This window comes from Candidatus Poriferisodalis sp. (assembly GCF_965262965.1).
GTDB lineage: Bacteria > Actinomycetota > Acidimicrobiia > Acidimicrobiales > Poriferisodalaceae > Poriferisodalis.
In genome coordinates, this window is sequence record NZ_CBDHGF010000001.1 from 1 (window position 1) to 18,456 (window position 18,456).

At 66.9% G+C, this 18,456-nt stretch carries 17 protein-coding genes; 12 read left to right on the top strand and 5 right to left on the bottom strand.

Features of this window, described 5'->3' with window-relative positions:
- Positions 1–521: DNA gyrase subunit A (locus ACQY5K_RS00005; protein WP_428114585.1), on the bottom strand; the 521-nt coding region annotated here is incomplete at its 3' end.
- Positions 522–854: 333 nt separating this feature from the next.
- Positions 855–2,321: a DUF222 domain-containing protein gene (locus ACQY5K_RS00010; RefSeq protein WP_428114533.1), complete on the bottom strand. Its 1,467-nt coding sequence runs from the start codon at positions 2,319–2,321 to the stop codon at positions 855–857.
- Positions 2,322–2,752: 431 nt separating this feature from the next.
- On the opposite strand from ACQY5K_RS00010, the gene ACQY5K_RS00015 reads away from it, so the two are divergent.
- From ACQY5K_RS00015 to ACQY5K_RS00060, 10 genes are all read left to right on the top strand, one after another.
- Positions 2,753–4,621, top strand: a complete 1,869-nt coding sequence (locus tag ACQY5K_RS00015; RefSeq protein WP_428114536.1) for a hypothetical protein — start codon at positions 2,753–2,755, stop codon at positions 4,619–4,621.
- Positions 4,618–5,436, top strand: coding sequence for a hypothetical protein (locus tag ACQY5K_RS00020; RefSeq protein WP_428114538.1), 819 nt, complete (start codon positions 4,618–4,620; stop codon positions 5,434–5,436). The genes ACQY5K_RS00015 and ACQY5K_RS00020 overlap by 4 nt, the downstream gene beginning before the upstream one ends.
- A complete protein-coding gene (locus tag ACQY5K_RS00025) occupies positions 5,433–6,380 on the top strand; it encodes a hypothetical protein (protein ID WP_428114540.1) in 948 nt (315 codons plus the stop codon). The genes ACQY5K_RS00020 and ACQY5K_RS00025 overlap by 4 nt, the downstream gene beginning before the upstream one ends.
- A 76-nt stretch (positions 6,381–6,456) precedes the next feature.
- On the top strand, positions 6,457–7,779 hold the full coding sequence (locus ACQY5K_RS00030; protein WP_428114543.1) for a hypothetical protein: 1,323 nt from the start codon (positions 6,457–6,459) through the stop codon (positions 7,777–7,779).
- A 36-nt stretch (positions 7,780–7,815) separates the two neighbouring features.
- Positions 7,816–9,792, top strand: a complete 1,977-nt coding sequence (locus ACQY5K_RS00035; protein ID WP_428114545.1) for a hypothetical protein — start codon at positions 7,816–7,818, stop codon at positions 9,790–9,792.
- The gene (locus ACQY5K_RS00040) at positions 9,789–10,679 is read left to right on the top strand and encodes a hypothetical protein (RefSeq protein WP_428114548.1); all 891 of its coding nucleotides are present in this window, start codon (positions 9,789–9,791) and stop codon (positions 10,677–10,679) included. The genes ACQY5K_RS00035 and ACQY5K_RS00040 overlap by 4 nt, the downstream gene beginning before the upstream one ends.
- The gene (locus ACQY5K_RS00045; protein WP_428114550.1) at positions 10,679–11,614 is read left to right on the top strand and encodes a hypothetical protein; all 936 of its coding nucleotides are present in this window, start codon (positions 10,679–10,681) and stop codon (positions 11,612–11,614) included. The genes ACQY5K_RS00040 and ACQY5K_RS00045 overlap by 1 nt, the downstream gene beginning before the upstream one ends.
- A 113-nt stretch (positions 11,615–11,727) precedes the next feature.
- Positions 11,728–12,183, top strand: coding sequence for a nuclear transport factor 2 family protein (locus ACQY5K_RS00050; protein ID WP_428114553.1), 456 nt, complete (start codon positions 11,728–11,730; stop codon positions 12,181–12,183).
- A 42-nt stretch (positions 12,184–12,225) separates the two neighbouring features.
- Positions 12,226–13,416: a CaiB/BaiF CoA transferase family protein gene (locus ACQY5K_RS00055; RefSeq protein ID WP_428114555.1), complete on the top strand. Its 1,191-nt coding sequence runs from the start codon at positions 12,226–12,228 to the stop codon at positions 13,414–13,416.
- A 178-nt stretch (positions 13,417–13,594) separates the two neighbouring features.
- Positions 13,595–14,374: an NUDIX hydrolase gene (locus ACQY5K_RS00060; RefSeq protein ID WP_428114557.1), complete on the top strand. Its 780-nt coding sequence runs from the start codon at positions 13,595–13,597 to the stop codon at positions 14,372–14,374.
- Between the two features lie 15 nt (positions 14,375–14,389).
- Here the strand turns inward: ACQY5K_RS00060 and ACQY5K_RS00065 are convergent, their stop codons facing one another.
- Genes ACQY5K_RS00065 through ACQY5K_RS00075 form a run of 3 tightly spaced genes read right to left on the bottom strand, consistent with a single transcriptional unit; the run spans position 14,390 to position 17,052 of the window.
- Complete coding sequence (locus ACQY5K_RS00065; RefSeq protein WP_428114559.1) at positions 14,390–15,295, bottom strand: alpha/beta fold hydrolase; 906 nt, start codon at positions 15,293–15,295, stop codon at positions 14,390–14,392.
- Between the two features lie 9 nt (positions 15,296–15,304).
- On the bottom strand, positions 15,305–16,117 hold the full coding sequence (locus ACQY5K_RS00070; protein ID WP_428114562.1) for an ABC transporter permease: 813 nt from the start codon (positions 16,115–16,117) through the stop codon (positions 15,305–15,307).
- Positions 16,114–17,052: an ABC transporter ATP-binding protein gene (locus ACQY5K_RS00075; RefSeq protein WP_428114564.1), complete on the bottom strand. Its 939-nt coding sequence runs from the start codon at positions 17,050–17,052 to the stop codon at positions 16,114–16,116. The genes ACQY5K_RS00070 and ACQY5K_RS00075 overlap by 4 nt, the downstream gene beginning before the upstream one ends.
- A 43-nt stretch (positions 17,053–17,095) precedes the next feature.
- Between ACQY5K_RS00075 and ACQY5K_RS00080 the strand changes: the two genes are divergently transcribed.
- Both ACQY5K_RS00080 and ACQY5K_RS00085 read left to right on the top strand, forming a co-directional pair.
- Complete coding sequence (locus ACQY5K_RS00080) at positions 17,096–17,485, top strand: hypothetical protein (protein WP_428114566.1); 390 nt, start codon at positions 17,096–17,098, stop codon at positions 17,483–17,485.
- Between the two features lie 137 nt (positions 17,486–17,622).
- Positions 17,623–18,450, top strand: a complete 828-nt coding sequence (locus ACQY5K_RS00085; RefSeq protein WP_428114568.1) for an SDR family oxidoreductase — start codon at positions 17,623–17,625, stop codon at positions 18,448–18,450.
- Positions 18,451–18,456 lie beyond the last annotated feature (6 nt).

Here is an 18,456-nt window from a genome sequence, read left to right on the forward strand (position 1 = left end):
CCGACCTCGGCCAGATTGTGCGGCAGCATGTTGGTGGCCATGCCCACGGCGATCCCCGTCGTGCCGTTGACCAGCAGGTTGGGCAGTGCCGCCGGCATCACGACCGGCTCGGTGTCCTCGCCGTCGTAGGTGGGCCGGAAGTCGACGGTGTCCTCGTCGAGCTCGCCGACCATGTCCATTGCCGCCCCGCTCAGGCGGCACTCGGTGTAACGGGCCGCCGCGGGTGGGTCGTCGAGGCTGCCGAAATTGCCCTGCGGGTCCACCAGCGTCACCATGCGGCTGAAGTCCTGGCCCATGCGCACGAGGGTGTCGTAGATGGCGGCGTCGCCGTGGGGGTGGTAGCGGCCCATCGTGTCGCCCACTACACGGGCCGCCTTGCGGTACGGGGTGCCGGAGCGCAGGCCCATCTGCAGCATCGACCACAGGACCCGGCGCTGCACCGGCTTGAGGCCGTCCCGCACGTCGGGGATGGCGCGGGAGGTGATGACCGACAGCGCGTAGGCGAGGAACGAGTCGCTCATCTCCTGGGCCACGGAAATGTCTTCCACATGGCGGGCCGGGACGGGATCGAGGGTTGCGGTCGTCAGTTGCTGTTGTGGTGACACGGTCGTCTCCGGACTGTTCTTCTCGAGCCTTTTCGTGCTCCGCGTACCGCCGCGGACGTTGCCCGACGGGAATTCAGGTGCGGCTCACCTATGGGATCGAAGGTAGCGGCTGAAGCTTGGGGGTTCGGTGACCCCACGGTCCTCCCCTGAGGCGGAAGTGCGGCTAAAGGTGGGCGGAGCGACGATGGTCGCCTCCAGTCGCGACGAGCCATCCACGCCCTCCTCGCCAGCACCCGCGGCCGCCACCGCTCACCGTTGCCCAGCGGCCGGTGGATCACGGCCTGCGAAGCCAGCACCGACTTCAGTCTTGCTGATCCCCAGCGCGTCGCCTCGGGTGTGGTCGCCGCGTCCACTGAACCCGTCAGCCAGCCCGGCCGCACTTGGATCCCGTCCCTCACGTCCACCGGGATCGGAGCCGCGGGGAGCCGTGGACCAAGTGATGATCCCGTGGGCGTCGAACTGCCGCACGACACGCCGATTGGTCCTGTGCACCCACAGGTGACAGCCGCAACACAAAGCGACCAGATTCTCGATGTCCGTCAAACCCCCATCGGCACAGAATTCATCGGCGTGGTGAATATCGCAGCGATGCATAGGGGCCCGGCACAGCACACAGCCGCGGTCCCGTAGCGCAACCGCCACGTACTGGTCGATGTTGGCTAGCCGCTCCATGCGACCCAGCCACAGCGGCCGGCCGTCACCGCCGAAGATCGCGCCCACCAGGCGATCATCGGGCGAGATGCTGTCAAGCACCGACGGCGGTACCGGGCCGACTCCGATGATCTCGCATGATCCATCCGTGTCGGTGCCGTCAACGACACCTGCGGTCACGGCGATGATCCTCCCCGTCGGCAGGCGACGCGACCCCCTCGGGCCGTCGTCGGCCGGGAGCGGCTCGTGAGTCAGCGCGTTCCGGCCCGTGCACAACTCGAAGATTGCATCCATCGAGCGCTGCCCGTTGTTGCGAACCGCATCGGGAGTGCCGTCACGGCCGCCGTCCCTGCGCCACAGGTAGTCCTTGCGCTCATCCACCGCCTGCTCCAGCAGACCGAAGCTCATGGGGTCCATCTCGCCATGGAGTACGCCCATGCCGTCGCTGCCGACGAACAGGTCGGCCTTGCGGCTGTTGCGCTGACCCTTGAGTAGATCGCCGCCCGCCGACGGGTCATGACGCTGCGCGAACCTCCTGGCCACTCGGTTGAATGACCCAGCGTCCCGGGCGGCGGCCTGGTACAGCAACTCCTCGGAGCCGTCCACCACCGCCGCTCCGCACTGCCTGGCCGCAGCCCCGAGAGCGAACACGCTCTCGAGCGTCAAGTCCCCCGCCTCCAGCATCCGACCGACGTTGGGCATCTCCTCGACCTGGCGAGCCGCCTCGGTCACTCGCTTGGCCGCCCGACCCGACAGCTTCGCCCCCGCCACCAGCGCCTCACGCGCCGAGCCTGCCCTCAGCGCTTCCAACCCGCTCGCAGTCCGCAGGGTGAGAGCATCGGCCAGGGCTATGACCTGCCCAACTCCGGCCGCGACCCCGCGCAACCCCTCCTCGTCCAACCCCTCCAACGAAACCGCCCGCAAGGCCTCGCAGACGGCCTCCAGTCGATCCCGCGCCGAAGATCCGTGGGGAACCTTCCAGCCGCTCAGGCGGACAGTTTCGCGAGTCGCCAACACTCCGCCGCCGACGTCGCCGCCGACGTTGAGAACATCTGTTCGCTCCATGCCGACCACACTACCGAGCCCGTGTGACAACACAACCTGAAAATTCACAATATTGCTGATAAATCGTGCGATCTGTCTTGCTGGGATCGCCGTCGCCCGGGCCAATCCCGAATGCAGCGGCCTCAGGCCGCTGAGATGCGCCCCCGCCCTGCGCTCGCGTCCATGCAACGCGCTTAGGTCCGCCGAGCGAGCCGAGGGACAGCACAGCACCAGCTGCCGTCACACCGTTTGCGCGCTACCTCGGCGGCCAATAGGCGATCGGATTCTGACTCCTGTCGACAATCTGTTTCGATCCTTGCTGCTCCTGTTGCTGGACTCGTTCAGCGTTAGCGCTACCATGGAAGATTGTGGACGGAAGCCTGCCATACGGTGAGGTATGTCTTGAGTTCCCGCACAATAACGGGGGTGAGGCAGGTTTCGCGTCGCCTCACGTGAACCGCGAGTCGGTCACAGAAGAAGTCGTCGTCCGGGAGTTGCTGCAGAACGCCTTGGACGCCTCTCAGGACGCCGGACCGATGCGTGTCGAGTTCTCCCATGAGAGCATCCCAACCCAGGAGTTGCCCCTCATCAAGGACTACACGGCCGCCTTTGTCGCTGCCCGAACGCACAGGAGCGACAAGGTGGACAGCCCTGCGGAACGGCAGGCCATCGACCGGATCCGGAGTTGTCTGCAATCTGCGAGTCGGACCGCCGCCGTGCTCGCTTGCATCGACCGGGGCCGAGGCATCGACGCGATGGCGTTAAGGTCGCTGTACAACACCGGAGACACCACCAAGCGATCAGGCCGAGGATCCGTCGGCTTAGGGCACCTCACGGCCTTCGCAGCGAGCGATCTCCGGTATGTCCTGTACGCGGGTCGCGACACGTCACGCAAAGAGACGTTCGGCGGCCACGCGATCTTGGCCACGAGTAACAGCAACAGCATGCAGCGCGACGCTCATGGTTACATCCGGGGTGCCGAGGAACTCCAGGACAGCCCAGCATCGCAGGCCTCTGGATCTTCCGAAGTCCCTGACCTGGTGCGGTCGTGGCTGCCGGAGGACGGTTCTCCCGGATCGGTGGTCGCGATATTGGGGTATGGGCCAACCGCACGCCCCGGACGCGGCAGTCTCGAGGAGAGCGTGCTGGCCGCTGCGGCCAAGAGCTTCGTGGTGGCCGTTCATCAGGGCCAGCTCACCGTTGGCTGTCGAGTTAACGGCGTCAAGAAGGGCCTCTTGAAGAAGGAGACGCTCGCCGCTGCCCTGTCGCCGGTACGGGATCAGCAGCGACGACGGCTGGGGCTAGGAGTGCTCGGTCGTGAGGCGTGGGCTGCGTATGAGACATTGCAGACGGGCATGCCTGTATCCGCTGGCGAGGATCTCGATGATGTTAGTGTGTGGGTGCGCGATCTAGAAGCGGGAGACAGAACGCTTGTGTGCGTATTCCGGGAGGGCATGTGGATCACGTCGCAGGCCCCGCATCTGCTGAACGCCAACTTCACGAACCTAGCGCCGTTCTGCGCAGTGGTGAACGTCGAAGACCCGTCCGCAGGAGCCGACGATCAATCGGTTTGCGCTCTGGTGCGCGAAGCAGAGGGCGAGACACACTCGCAAATCCGTCCCACGGAGATAACCGACAGCGCCAAGAAGAAACTCTTGGACGATGCTTTGAAGCGCATAGCTGACGTATTGCGAGGCTGCGCGAAGCCGTCTGTGGGCCAGATCGTCGAGCCGGACGAACTGCGAATCTTTCGCGGCAAGCTGTTGACCCCCGCCCCGGCGCCACCCATACGCCGACGCGACAGGGATCACGAAGACCCACCCAACGACAACGAGCCTCCCACAGAAGTTGTCGACATCGACCACAGGGGTGACGATGGAGGCGGCGGCACGGGCAAAGGCGGTCAAGGCGGCGGAGGCGGGCAAGACTCGGGCACCGGCCCAGCGCGTCGACGGATTTCCGCTAGAGGAAACACCTCTGGCATCCGAGTGGCGAGCCGTCATGTGAGCGGACGCCAGTGGAGTGTCGTGTGGCGTGCCAACGAGTTGGGCAAGAGCGGACTGAGACTCGTGGCAGTTCTGCCGTCAGGGGCAGACGAGACAACCGCGCGTCAGCTCGACGACGCAGTGCTGAGGATCGCGTCGGTGAAGATCCGCGACCGTACTATTAGACCGACCCCCGGCAGCGAAGAATGCGAAGTCTTACTGTCGGAGCCGAACACCGCTGGGGAGGCACTGGTGGAACTGGCCGAGAATGTGTCCCCATCAGATGCCGCGATGGTGACCATTCGTCTAATGCACACCAAGAGCCGAGCCGTATGAGCCTCGCATCAGCCACGCCAGAGCAATCACTGGCAGCGGCACCCGTGCTGGACGCGACCGGCGATGAACCCAGCTTGGACTGGCCCGACGCCGAGTACTCCGTGTCAGTCGCTGGGGCGGGCGGCCACTGGCAAGTACAGCATCACATGTCAGGCGCAGCAGGAATAACTGAACTCATCCAGGCCGGCGCAGCAATGTTCGCGGCAGAGGCCAGATGTCCACGAACTCTGTTCAGCGACCTCGCCCTTTGCCAGCATCCGACGATGCAGCTCCACTTCGACGAGTCGATGACCAGGGAGCCAGTGTTCGTCGTCCCCGGGGTCGTGGCTGTGGCCGACTGCGACCTATCGACGGCGGAGGCAGCAGTGATCTGGCGACGGACCGGCTCTCACGTGCCGATAGAGCGGGGAATGTGGCTCGTTCGAGGAGGAGCCGTCAAAGAGGACCTGGCCAGTTCGCTACTGCTGTTCAAGATCGACGACGGGCTTGAGGATCACGAGATGAGCATCGGCCCATACGAAGATCAGGACGGCAACACGAGACTGTTAATACGCATCCCCGATGCACAGCAGCCGCGTCTGGGCCAGGAGGCCTTCATCGCGCAGGCCTGGCAGACGGCCCTGGCGTACCTGCCCTCCTGCGATGCATTCAATCTCGAATCCGACGACGACACCAGCAACTTTTTCGCCGCGGAACTCGAAGTCAAGCTCGCTGGGATGGCGCTTTGGAACGACGGCGCCCAATGGGATCCTGTTCGAGCAGCGACACGGCTGCGAGGCATGCCCCTGCCGGCCCCACACGAGGCAGAGACATGATGGACAAGTGTCGCAACCTGCCCGAAGGCGCTTGGAAGTCCTACTCTCAGTGGCAGCAGACGCTCGTGGCCAAGAACCGCCGGACGGACCAGACGTCGCCCGCCGCAAGAGCCGAAGCTCAGCAAAGACTCCTGGCCGCCGCAGCTAACTCGGCGAGCGCTCTGGCAACGATGCTCCGTGGAGCGCTGGGACTCTCCGGAGGCGACACGTTGGAAGTCCCGCTTCTGCGAAGCCCGTTGACCGCCGCAGACCTACGGGCTTCACAGCAGCCGGGAATGCCAGCGGCTGCGAAGGCGACGCAGCGCTGGGAGCAGATGCTGCACGAATCGCTGTCATCGCCGCAGAACGCCGCTCCGGCGACTCGCTCAGAAGCAGCGCAGGTCTTGTTCTGGGTTGCCTGCAGCGTCGCATGGCTTGAATCTGGCGGGCTCGAGAACCCTCCGGCGCAGATGTACACGGAGCAACGCTTCGGGCCCATAGCCCATGTGGGCCCGAATGCTCTGGACAACAAGCAGCGACACCTACTCGACAACGCGTCGCGTGATGTTCTCCGCGCCCTCGGGGGCATCCCCCATGTGCGGTCAGGCCACAACAATCACCTCTTGGACTGTCCTACGGCTCGAGCTTGGTGGCGAATCGAGATGGCCCAACAAGCTCAGTCCAACTCCGACGGAGAGTTGAGCTTCACCGACTGCTACGAGATATTCCTGCAACGAGGGTGCTGGAGGGCATGGACCACGACCGCCATGACGATGGCGGGACGCCTATCTACGGGTCGATGTGCCGCTGGGTTCGCCTCTGCAATCAGAACTCACGAGACCCGACACGGCGCATGGCCGGACGGAGCAAGGGCCAGGGAGATCGCCTCCAACATCGTCCGCCGCAGCGCCAGCTTCTATGCGGGGATGCTCGACCATCGGACGCTGGCCCGGCTCGCAGAATGATCAGCACCGCGCCGCGGGCGCTTTCCCTGAGATTGCGAAGAACCTGCCCGACATGCTGCGGCCGCAACCTCCGTCGATGCGAGACCAGCCCGTGAACTCGGTAGCGGTGGCCTTGACTCGCGCGGCATCGTCGACTCGTGCGGTGCCGGAATCGGCGATCTGCGGGGCGCCCGCGTACATGTCGCCCGAGCACTCCGCGCTCCCGCACATCGTGAAGTTCTCCGGCGGCCGGTCGAGCGCTGCGATGGTTCTTAGTCTCGCCCGCTGTGGCACGCTCGACCCTGGACGAGGCGATCTCGTGCTGTTCGCCAACACGACCGCTGAGCATCCCGCCACTTACGACTTCGCCGGCCAGGTATGCGACGAACTGGAGTCGCAGCATGCGATCCCGTGCCTGTGGTACGAGTTCTGCACGGTGGAGGAGTCGACCAGGTCCGGCTGGAGCCGTAGACCCTCTTACCGGCTGGTGCGGCGTCAGCGCGCCACATCCGTCGACAATCCGACGACGCCGGGCTATTCCTACGACGGGTGCGCGTTCGAGGAGTTGGCGTCGATCAAGCGGATGCTCCCGAACCGCAGCCTTCGATTCTGCACCCAGAACCTTAAGGTGCTGCCTGGCATCAAGCTCATCAGCGAATGGCTCGGTGGCGGGCTCGGACCAACGGCGGCCGGACATCACCACGGCCGTCCGCTGACATCGGCAGATGAGACCGCCTCGCGCTACAACGGCAGCCGGTGGGAGGCCCGGGAGGTAGCAGAGATAGCGACATTCGTGCACTCCCGCCCTTGGATGCGGCCTGCGCAGGACTGGGCGGACTTCACAGTCGTGTCGCGGAGGTGCAGTTCCCGGGCGAGACCCTCGGCGGACCTCGCCGGTCTAACCGGCCCGCCAGTGCAGTATGTGACACTCTTGGGGTTGCGAAGCGACGAGGCCGAGCGTGTCAACAGGGCGCACTTCGAGGCGATGCTCGCTGACGGCGCCAATGGCGGCCGCTGCCGACACGAGTCGCATCCCGTTGGCGAGATCATTGCCACGCCGCTAGCGGACGCAGGAGCCGACATCGACCGAGTCGACGACTTCTGGCGCTGCCAATCCTATGACCTGGCCATAGACCGGGCATTGGGAAACTGCGTGTATTGCTTCATGAAGGGTGAGCCGGCTCTGAGACGGTTGGCGTCCGCTGAGCAAGACAACCCAAACGCCGCTTCGGCGGGGCCGGCGGGCATCCACTGGTGGGCTGACATCGAGGCTCGCTATGCCGGACCCTCAGACGCCCCCGACGTTCAGCAGTTCAAGTTCTTGACTCTGAGATCGCCTTCTTACGCCGAGATCGCCGCCGGAACAGCGGTCGCGGGTCGCCGCGACGGCGTGAGCCTTCCCTGTGCTTGCAGCGACTGAACGATGCACAGAACCTACGGAAAACTGATTTTCGGCGTGGACAATGACCCTCCTAAGGGGTTCACCAACACCGACGCCAACAGGGACCAGGTCAAAGACGAGATCGTCATACGCGAACTGCTTCAAAACGCACTGGACTCTGGGACCGGCGCCCGCACAGTGCGTTTCGTCCTCAGGAATGTCGCAGCAGCAGACATATTCGGCCTCGACAGATACAAGCAGGCGTTCAAGCATGCCCGCCGCTACTTGGGCGCAGACGAGCCGCCGACCGGCCAACAGATGATCAAGCGGATACAGAGAGCGCTGAGCAAGAAGGACGTTGTGTGTCTGTTCTGCTGCGACGACGGGAACGGCATCGGCGAGAAGGAGTTGCGATCCCTGTACGGCAGCGGCCGGTCCACCAAACGTACAGCGGGACGCGGGTCGGTAGGGCACGGCCACCTGACGGCATTCGTCCCCAGCGACCTGCGCTATGTGCTCTACGCCGGCCGCCAAGCCGGACCCGATGGAACTCTGGTTGAGACCTTCGGCGGGCACGCCATCATCGCCACTCACATAGTCGGTTCCCGCAAAGCCCAGACCCAGCGCAGCGCCGACGGGTTTATCCGCCATCAGCAGCCCGACGGGCGAAACACGCTGTTCGACTACGAGCGGGGCGGCACACGCGTCCCACCGACATTGGCCGCGCAGATGCGCTCCAGCGTTGCCGGATCTGCGGTGATGATCGCCGCCTACAAGCCTGTGTCGCCGACCGTCAATCCAGACCGGCTAATCCTGGCTGCGGCAACCCGCCATTTCCTAGTCGCCGTCTTCGACGGCACCCTCAGCGTCACCTTCACGGATGCCTCAGGCACCGAACGCTCCCTCACCCCCGAGGCGCTCGACACCCACACCGACGCGATCACGCCGGAACGGCGCCGCAGAGCGGCGCGACGCACGCTCCGAACCCTCCAAGACTCCGACAGCCGCATCTCCGACAACATGGTCGAGGATGCGCTGGGACCCGGCTCACGAGTATGGATGCGCCCACGGCTGCGCGGAGACGAGACCGCGTCGCACCGAGTATCTGTGTTCCGCGACGGCATGTGGATCCAAGACAACACCCAGAATTACCTTCAGCCCCGCTACTTCGCCGGAACCGAGCCGTTTGATGCCGTAGTCGATCTCGACAGCAGGCAGCCCGGAGGCATGGGCGAGCTGGTGCGAGACGCTGAGGGTGCGTCGCATCTGCAGATCACTCCCAGCGAACTCGACAACCCTTCGCAACTCGTCGAGCGCTTCATGAAGCTCCGCGACCTGCTGACGGCCAACGCCCGGCAGGCCTCGACGGGCGAACCGTACGCCCCGCCTCAACTTCGCCTGGCTGGATCAGCGGTCAGCACCACAGCACTTCCCAAACGCCGCCCCAAGCGCCCCGACTCCGACCCGAGTCCCGGCGAAGACGTTGAGCACGAACGAAGGCTTCCCAACGGACCGCCCAAACTACCGAGTCCGCCCGGCCCGGATCCTGATCCGAAGACCGATCCCGAGGCCGACAAGGAGAAGACTGACCAAACCGTCCGAGCCGGAAACTCCGCTGGCGTGTCCACGTCCTGCCGGCCCGACCCCGACGACCCCCGCCTGTTCCATGTCGCATGGAGTGCCGCAGGACGGGGATTCAGAGCAGGTGCCGCGGACCTATGCCTGGCAGTCCCCTCCGGCACCGATCAGACCTCCCGACACCGGATCGCCCCTGGCTACCTCACCATCGTCCAAGTGCGACACCAGCAACGAAACATCGACGTGCCTGCCAGCGGTCGCAAACAAGTCCGGATCCCCAACCCCGGCGCCAGAGACACCGCGACGGTCAAGATCGCTGCTGCGACCGCCGAAGCCGTCGGGGCAGACCGTGGCCTCGTCGAAGCCGTGCTGTTCCACCGCTCCGCCGCGTCGAGCCGCGAGGAGCAGGTGACGGCCCCCGCAAGCAGAACAGAAGCCAGCACCGGACCCACAAACCCGGGCGGGAGACTATGAGCTCTGCCCGGACCGGACAGAACCAGGCCACCGCATCCGAATCCGAGGCCACCGCCCCGCCGCTACTGGAGTCGATCCCGATGATCGACGACACCAGCGACACCCACGAGCGCTCCCTCGACTGGCCCGACGCCGCATACGAGACCCGAGCGACACCATCGGCGGGTGACCTCGCTTGGACAGTACGTCACAGCCTCACAGGTGCCCCTGGCATCGAGAGCCTGCTTCAACAAGGAAACGCAGCGTGGTGCGTCGAAGCCCGCTGTGCCGAAACGATGCACACAACCGCCGAGACCAGCACAGAGCCAGTCACGACTATCTCCCTGTCACCGCGAGACGTAGGCACCGGCACAGTGCATCTCTGGCCAGGGATCGTCACCATCGCGGAATGCAATCTGGACCCGACCGGAACGCTGTGGGGCGACGAACCACTCCCGCTGCGGCCCGGACGGCTCCTAGCCCGAGCAGCGCCGATACCAGTGGACCATGAGGGCTCTGATCCGATGCTGTTCATCGGCGACCCCCGCACTGAGCCCGAGACAGCGGTCAGCATCAAGGTTGAACACATCGGCCAAGACAGCCGATTCGTCGTGAGGGCACGTCCCGACCGGATCGACCAGCTCAAGTATCACGAGCCGGCGCTGCTGGCGTGCTGGGCCACGGCACTGGCGCTGCTGCCTGCTCACAGCGTGTTTGAGATAGAAGAAAACGAGACCGGCCACGCGGCCGTGCCGGGATCGCTGATAGGCGACCTAATCCTGCGACGGCTCCAGGCCGACCGTCCTCAGATCGCCTTGTGGGACAACAGCGACGAGTGGGATCCGCTGCAAGCCGCGTCGGCGTTCGTGCCGCTCACTCCAGGGTCGATCGAGAACGGCGACGAGTAGTGACCACCACGACCCGCCCAGCGTCCGAGGACACACTGAAGCCAGCGATCTTGGCCGTGGCGGCATGGCAGAAAGCCATGACCGACAATCCCTACGACCCCGGCGCCGGAGAACAGCGCCTCAGAGCTCAGCAGCGACTAGCCACAGCGGCGTTGGCGTCGGCGAGCGAGACCATCGCCGTCATCCTGGACCAAGCCGAGGGACAAATCCCAGAAGCGGTGCTGGATACTCTGCCGACCCTTCAGCACCCGATCATTTCTCACGAGATCCTCAACTCGAACTGGCAGACGGACTTCGCGCTGCACGCGGCGCTAACTACCGCCGGGACGACACGCAGCGAGACGATGGAGTTCGGATGGTGGCACCTATTGACCCTTCGGCTCCTCGCCGACCGCAGACTCCCCGACCCGCCAGCGTTTCTACTCGATCTCGCTGCTCCCGGGTCGCTTCCCTTTGACCGGGCCAGCCTCACCGCCACCCCCGAGGACATCACCCCACAGCAGCGCAAGGGCATCGACAGGTCGATCCGCAACCTGATCCGCCACTCCGGCGGCATTTGGCACCGCCGAGGCCGATGGCTCTTCGACGCGCCTCTAGCCGCCGCATGGTGGCGAGTCGAGATAGCTCATACCGCAAGCAGCGCCGCCTCCGCCACGATCAGCGCACAAGCTGCCTACGAAGTTCTCAACAGCGCCTGGAGAGTATGGGCCGATCTCGCTGCCCGAAACTCCACCCGGCTAGCCGCACCCAACTGCGCCGCGGCCTACGTGCTCGCCGCCATTGCGCACGAGCAACACACCGGATCGCCGCCGACGGGGACGGTCGCCAAACAGCTCGTCACCAACCTGATGCGTCGCACACAGCATCTCAGCGTCCCCCACATCGACCCTCAGGTACTAGCCGGCCTGGCCACTTCGTCGGCTCTACGCGTGTGATGGGGCACCAAGCGTGAGCTGAAGTTCCGACCGCGGGATTTGTGAGTCCTGTTCGGTCCGCCGCACACACAGAGTCCGAACTCCAAGAGCGGCGCGCCCCGTATCGTGGGGCCATGGACCTGCAGACCCTGAGCGACCGGGCCGAGATCACCGACCTGCTGACCCGCTACGCCAGAGCTGTCGACCGGCAGGACTGGGATCTGTTCCGCAGCGTCTTCACCCCCGACGCCCGCATCGACTACACCCAAGTCGGCGGGATCGCCGGAGACGTCGAGGAAGTGGCCGGCTTCTTGTCGAGAGTGATGCCGATGTTCGAGGCCATCCAGCACCTCATCTCCAACATCGACACCACCATCGACGGCGACGAGGCCACGGTCGTGGCCATGGTCTACAACCCGCTCAAGCTGCCCGACAGCCCGGTGTGGGCCACCGGCGGGTGGTACCACCACGAGTTGGTGCGCACCCCCGACGGCTGGCGGAGCCGGTCACTGGTGGAGGAGGCAAGCTGGTTCCACGGCATCCCCGAGCCCGACAAGCCGGCCGACGATGGCTCGGCCGGCCAGGGCTGAGACGCAAAGCGCGCCCCGGACCCCCTGACGATCGCGAGACCCATGCCCGGCCCGATGGACGGAGTGCGCATCGTGGAGATGTGCGTGGCTGTGACCGGCCCCCTGGCCGTGGGCCTGCTGGTCGACCAGGGAGCGGACGCGATCAAAGTGGAGGAGCCCGGCTTCGGCGACCAGGGCCGCTACGTGGGTGTCGTCTCCGGCGGCATCTCGGCCCTGTTCCAGATGTGCAACCGGGGCAAGAGATCAGTGGCCGTGGACTGCACCGACCCCCGCGGCCGCGAGATCGTGCTCAATCTGTGCGCCGAGGCCGACGTGTTCGTGCAGAACATGCGGCCGGGCGTGGTCGAGCGGCTGGGAGTCGGCTACGGCGAGGTCTCGGCCCGCAACCCCGACATCGTCTACCTCTCGCTGTCGGGGTTCGGCCCCGACGGGCCCTACGCGCACCGGCGTGTGTACGACTCGGTGATCCAGGCCCAGTCCGGGCTCGTCGGCAACCAAACCGGCATCAATGACGACAGTCCTCGCTTCCTGCGCCAGGCCGCGGCCGACAAGGTCACCGCGTACACGGCCGCGCAGGCCATCACCGCCGCCCTCTTCGCCCGAGAGCGAGGCGCGGGGGGCCAGCACATGCAGCTCGCGATGCTGGACGCCGCGGTGGGATTCCTGTTCGCGGACGCGGCGGCCCACGAAGTCGCCCTCGACAACGACCAGCCCCACCTGTCCCAGTCGTTCTCGGCGCATCAGCGAGCCATCGCCCTCGCCGACGCACACGCAGTGGTGGCGGCCGTGACCGACTCGGAGTTCCACGGCATGGCCAAGGCCTTCGGCGTGGACTCGTCGGACCACCGCCTGGCGACCATGGCCGACCGCCAGCGCAACCGGCCCCAGACCAGCGCCGTGTTCCGTGCCGTGCACGCGGCTGCGGCGGCCATGCCTCTGGCCGAGGCGGTGGAGGCCCTGGACCGACACCAAGTCCCCTTCGGCGTGGTGCTGGGGGTCGAGGAGGTGGCCGCCGACGCCCAGGCGATGCACAACGAATTGTTCGAGGAGCATCATCATCCGGCGATGGGCCGAGTCCGCCAGCCTCGGCCGGCGGCCCGGTTCTCGGCGACGCCGGCCCAGCTGCGCCAGCCGTCGTCTCCCATCCACGGCGAGCACACCGACGAGGTGCTGAGCGAGCTGGGCTGGGGCGACCGGATCGCCGAGCTAAGAGATGGCGGCGTGATCAAGTGAGCGCTTCCCGATCAGACCACCCGGACTGCACAGCCGGCGCAACCGACCTCCGTGCGGATCGCAGACACGGCGCGACCGACCTCCGTGCGGACTGCACAGCCAGCGCAACCGACCTCCGTGCGGATCGCAGACACGGCGCGACCGACCTCCGTGCGGATCGCAGACACGGCGCGACCAAGTGAACGACCCCCGACCGGACACCACCGACGAGCGTTCCCAGGCAGCGTTCCGGCGAGAGGTGCTGCTATTCGAGGAGTGGCACAAGCAGTTGGAGCGAGACGGGGAGGCGCAAGCCATACCAGCGGCCACCGTGGTCGTGCTGCGCGACGGACCCGGCGGCTTGGAGTCGCTGATGCTGCGCAAGAACTCCCGGCTGGCGTTCGGTGGGATGTGGGTGTTCCCCGGCGGCCGCATCGACGACGCCGACTACGACGGCACTGGCAACCTGATCGCGGCCGCCCGCAATGCTGCGGCCCGCGAGGCCGGCGAGGAGGCGGCCATAGTGCTCGATCCCACGGCCCTGGTGCATTTCTCCTACTGGATCCCGCCGCCGATAGCGCCCAAGCGCTTCGCAACCTGGTTCTTCGCGGCCGAGGCGCCGTCCACCGAGGTCAGCATCGACGACGGCGAGATCGTCCGCCACGAGTGGATGACGCCGCCGGAGGCCCTGCTCCGCCGCGACGCGGGGGAGATCGAGCTGATCGCCCCCACATGGGTGACGCTTCACACCATCGGCCGCTTCAGCACGGTGGCCGGCGCGCTGGAGGGCCTCGGCCGGCGCCGCTCCCGCCGCTACGAGACCCGCATCGGACGGGGCGAGCACGGCCCGGTGTCGCTTTGGTGCGGCGACGCCGGATATGAGACGGCCGACCCGTCGGCGCCCGGCCCACGCCACCGCCTGGAGATCACCCCGCGGGGCTACCTGTTCGACGAGTCCGGCTACAGCGAAGAGGACTAGCCGGACAGCCTGGGCCTATTGGCTCACGGGCCGGGCCAGCAGGTCTTCGATCAGCGCAGCCAGCTCCAGGGGCCTGTCGCCCTGGATGGAGTGGCCGGCGCCCTCCACCACCACGTGCACGGTGCCCCGAAGCCGTCGCGTCCACTCGGCCACATCGGCGTCATCCACCACGCTCCAGGCCCCACCTTGCCACAGCGCGGTCGGTGCAGCGATGCGAGAGACCCTCTCCCACAGGCCCTCGAACGCCGGCTCGGTCCCGCCGCCGGTCTTCCAGTCCCGCATCCGGTCGTAGTTCCAGGTCCAACGGCCGTCACCCATCTCGTGGGCGTTGTGCAACACACCCCGGCGCAGCGACGACTCGCTGCGGGTGGGGTTGTGCTCGATGGTGCGTGCCAGGATGGCGTCGAAGCTGTCGAAGTGCTCGGGTCCGTCGACGAAGGCGATGATGGGCTCGGCCTTCTTGTGGTCGGTGCCCGGCGTCACGTCCACGATCCCCAGGCGCCGCACGAGCTGGGGGTGGTCGGCGGCGAGGCAGATGGCGGTGAGGCCGCCCAGCGACATGCCCACCACGGCCTCGGCCCTGGGCGCCAGAGCCGCCATGGCCACGGCCACGTCGTCGGCCATGGACGCCGGCCCGTAGTTGTGGGAAGGCCGGTGGTCGGAGTGCCCGTGGCCGGGCAGGTCCACCGCCACCAGCGGCCGCCCGAGAGCCAGAGCCACCGTGTCCCAGGTGTGGGCGTTCTGGGCACCCCCGTGGATGAACACCAGCTCGGGCTCAGCCGTGCCCCACACCAAAGCCGACAATCGCAGCCCGGACGGCAGCTGAGCCGACTCCCGGCGAACCGCGGGAGGACCCGACCATTCAAGGTCGTACTCGCCGGCGTTCTCGCCGAACATCTCGAACTCGTCGTAATGGACCATCCGTCGATGCTAGGCAGGCACCCGTCGGGCGCGCCGCCGCGACCCTCGACCGGAGGCCACCGGCGGGTCCCAGCTGAACCGCCACGCGGCCACCGCGGCACCTGCTGCCAGCCAGAGCACCAGCACGCCGAGCCTGTGCCACTCGACGGCCGGAGCCTCCGACCGCGGGTTCATGGCCTCGCCGAAGGCCAGGCCGAAATGCTTGAGGGGGAAGATGTCTCCCAAGAGCTCCAGCCAGCGGGGGGTCTCGCGGCCGAACGGGACGAAGATGTTGGAGATGAAGGCCATCGGCAGAAGGGTGGCGTTGGCCATGGGCACCGCCATGGACACCGACCGGGCCACCGAGGCGAGGGCCAGGCCGAGGGCGGCGAACGAAGCGGAGCCGACCGCGAATGACAGGAGCATGGCCGGCACCTTGGCCGCCTCCACGTTCACGCCGTAGGCGGCCACGCCCAGCGCGACCATGGCGGTGACCCCCAGCGCGGCGATCCACACCGCCGACACCACCACGCCGCCGAGGTAGGCCCAGCGCGGCATGGGCGTGCCCCTGACCCGCTTGAGGATGCCGAGCTCGCGCCGGCTGGCCAGGTTGATGCCGATTCCGGTGTAGGTGGACGAGGCCGCCGCGAACACGGCCAGGCCGGGCGTGTAGAACTGGCTGCTGTTGACCCGGCCGTAGACCGTGTCGAAGGCATCATTGCCGAAGATGGCCGTGAACAGCACCAGCATCAATATCGGGAACACCAGCGTGAAGAAGGCAGCCACCGGCGTTCGCCAGAAGATCCGGTTCTGGTGGAGTGCGCCCCGCCACAGCGATCTCATGGTTCGCTTCCCGATTCGTCACCACCGCTGACGTCTTCTGCCACGAGGCCCAGGTACACGTCCTCGAGGCTCGGAGTTGAGACGGTCAATCCTTCGAGTTCGATCCCCCGCTGGGCGGCCCATCCCGTGAGGTGGGCCAGGTCGGCGGTGGGGGTGTCGGTGGTGATCTCCACGTGACGGCCCCGCCCGACGATGTCGCCCGAGACCGGTTCGAGCAGGTCCGGTACCGGCTCGGCCCTGTCGGGCACCGCGAAGCGGATCAGAGCCGACCCGGCCCCGGCTCGCAGCTCGGCCGGGGTGCCCTCCGCGACGATGCGGCCCTTGGCCAGCACAGCCACCCGATCGGCGAGTTGCTCGGCCTCATCGAGGTAGTGCGTGGTGAGAAGCACGGCCCGCTGCTGGGAGGCGAGCCGCTCGACCAACTCCCAGCCCCGCCGTCGGGCCGCGGGGTCGAAGCCGGTGGTCGGCTCGTCGAGGAACACGACGTCGGGGTCGCCGGCCAGCCCGAGAGCCATGTCGATGCGGCGCTGCTGCCCTCCCGACAGGGTGGAGATGCGGGCGTCGGCCTTCTCGTCCAACTCCACGAGTTCGATCAGCTCCTGCGCTGGAACCGGGCGCGAGTAGGCCGTTCCGTAGAAGTCGATGGCCTCGCGCACGGTCAGCTCCGGGTCGATCCCCGAGGTCTGCAGCACGATGCCGATCCGGTCCCGGAACGACGGGCCCGCAGTGGCGGGATCGGTGTCCAGCACCCGCACGGTGCCCGAGGTCCGGGTGCGGTGCCCCTCCAGGATCTCCACGACGGTGGACTTGCCCGCGCCGTTGGGGCCCAGCAGGGCGAACACCTCCCCTCGCTGCACCTCGAATGACACGCCGCCCACGGCCCGGACCGCGCCGTAGTGCTTCACAAGATCGCTCACCGCGACGGCCGGGCCCACCGGTGGGCACGCTATCGGCCTCTAGAGCGGGCACGATATGGAGGTGAGGCCATTGCCGGGGATGGTGCCCATCGCCGAGTACGCCAGCCGCTGGGAGGCCGATGTGGCCGCGGCCCGGCTCCGGGAGGCGGGCTACGAGGCGACTGTGATCTTCGACCCGGCCACCGACTTCGCTCCTCACCACGTCACTGAGCGACTGGCGATGGTTGTGGTGCGCACCGAGGTCGCCGACATCGCAGCCGAGGTGCTCGGCCTCGAGCGGTCCGACATCGAGGCTGAGCACCTCGACGCCGCCTTCCACCAGAGGCGCTTCGCTGACCGCCCCACCTGGGTGCGCTACCTGACCTGGACCCTGGTGATCGCCATCCCCGGACCGTTCGCCGTCGTGGGCCTGTGGCTGATGTGGACCGCACTGCAAGGCCTCTTCCCGTGACCCGCGTATCGACCGCCGGGGCCTCTGGGTGTCATCGAGCCCTGCCGTAGGATGACCCTGGCGATGACCGTCACGCCTAGCCTTCACTCCGGCCTGACCGCACTGTCCTGCCAACCGAGACCACAAGGAGTCGCACCGTGCCCGCATCCTCCTCGAACCTGTTCAGCTACGAAGGCAAGAAGGTGGTGCTCACCGGGGGCGCCAGCGGGGTGGGCGCGGCCGCCGTCGAGATACTGGCCGCGGCGGGCTGCACCGACCTCATCGTGCTCGACCGCAACGAGCCCACCGGCCCGGCCACGGCCTACGTGGCCGCCGACCTCAGCGACCCCGACGCGATCGACGACGCCTGCGAGGCCATCGGCGGCGGCGTGGACGTGCTGTTCAACAACGCCGGGGTGGCCGGCGTGCATCCCTCAGACTTCGTGCTCAGGGTCAACTACCTGGGACTGCGACGGCTCAGCGAGGGGCTGCTGCCCACCATGAACCGTGGCGGCGCCGTCGTCAACACGGCCTCGGTGGCCGGGCAGGGCTGGCCCAAGCACCTCGCCGAGATCTCCGAGCTGATCGCCATCGACGGATGGGACGACGCCGGGGCTTGGATCGCCGACCACGGCGAGCTGATCGACCCGGCGCCGTACGAGTTCTCAAAGGAGGTGGCGCAGGTGTGGACCATGCACGGCTCGCGCCGCAGCTACCTCGAATACGGCGTGCGCACCAACAGCGTCTGCCCCGGCGTGATCGACACCCCCCTGCTGCACGACTTCCGCCGCCACATGACCGAGAAGATCATCGACTGGATGGTGGACCAGTCAGCCGGGATCCTGACCCCCGTCGAAATCGCCCGCACTCTGGTGATGCTCGGATCCGACGCCAGCGCGGCCATGAACGGCCACAACATGATCGCCGACCACGGGTTCAGCGCCTGGTTCGCCACCAACCAGGTCGACTTCGCCGGCCTGGCCTGACCGCGC

Excerpts from the sequence above, each read along its gene's own strand:
- ACQY5K_RS00010 (WP_428114533.1), bottom strand. The coding sequence starts at position 2,321 with ATGGAGCGAACAGATGTTCTCAACGTCGGCGGCGACGTCGGCGGCGGA.
- ACQY5K_RS00070 (WP_428114562.1), bottom strand. The coding sequence starts at position 16,117 with ATGAGATCGCTGTGGCGGGGCGCACTCCACCAGAACCGGATCTTCTGG.
- ACQY5K_RS00055 (WP_428114555.1), top strand. The coding sequence starts at position 12,226 with ATGCCCGGCCCGATGGACGGAGTGCGCATCGTGGAGATGTGCGTGGCT.
- ACQY5K_RS00040 (WP_428114548.1), top strand. The coding sequence starts at position 9,789 with ATGAGCTCTGCCCGGACCGGACAGAACCAGGCCACCGCATCCGAATCC.
- ACQY5K_RS00065 (WP_428114559.1), bottom strand. The coding sequence starts at position 15,295 with ATGGTCCATTACGACGAGTTCGAGATGTTCGGCGAGAACGCCGGCGAG.
- ACQY5K_RS00030 (WP_428114543.1), top strand. The coding sequence starts at position 6,457 with ATGCGAGACCAGCCCGTGAACTCGGTAGCGGTGGCCTTGACTCGCGCG.
- ACQY5K_RS00025 (WP_428114540.1), top strand. The coding sequence starts at position 5,433 with ATGATGGACAAGTGTCGCAACCTGCCCGAAGGCGCTTGGAAGTCCTAC.
- ACQY5K_RS00020 (WP_428114538.1), top strand. The coding sequence starts at position 4,618 with ATGAGCCTCGCATCAGCCACGCCAGAGCAATCACTGGCAGCGGCACCC.
- ACQY5K_RS00050 (WP_428114553.1), top strand. The coding sequence starts at position 11,728 with ATGGACCTGCAGACCCTGAGCGACCGGGCCGAGATCACCGACCTGCTG.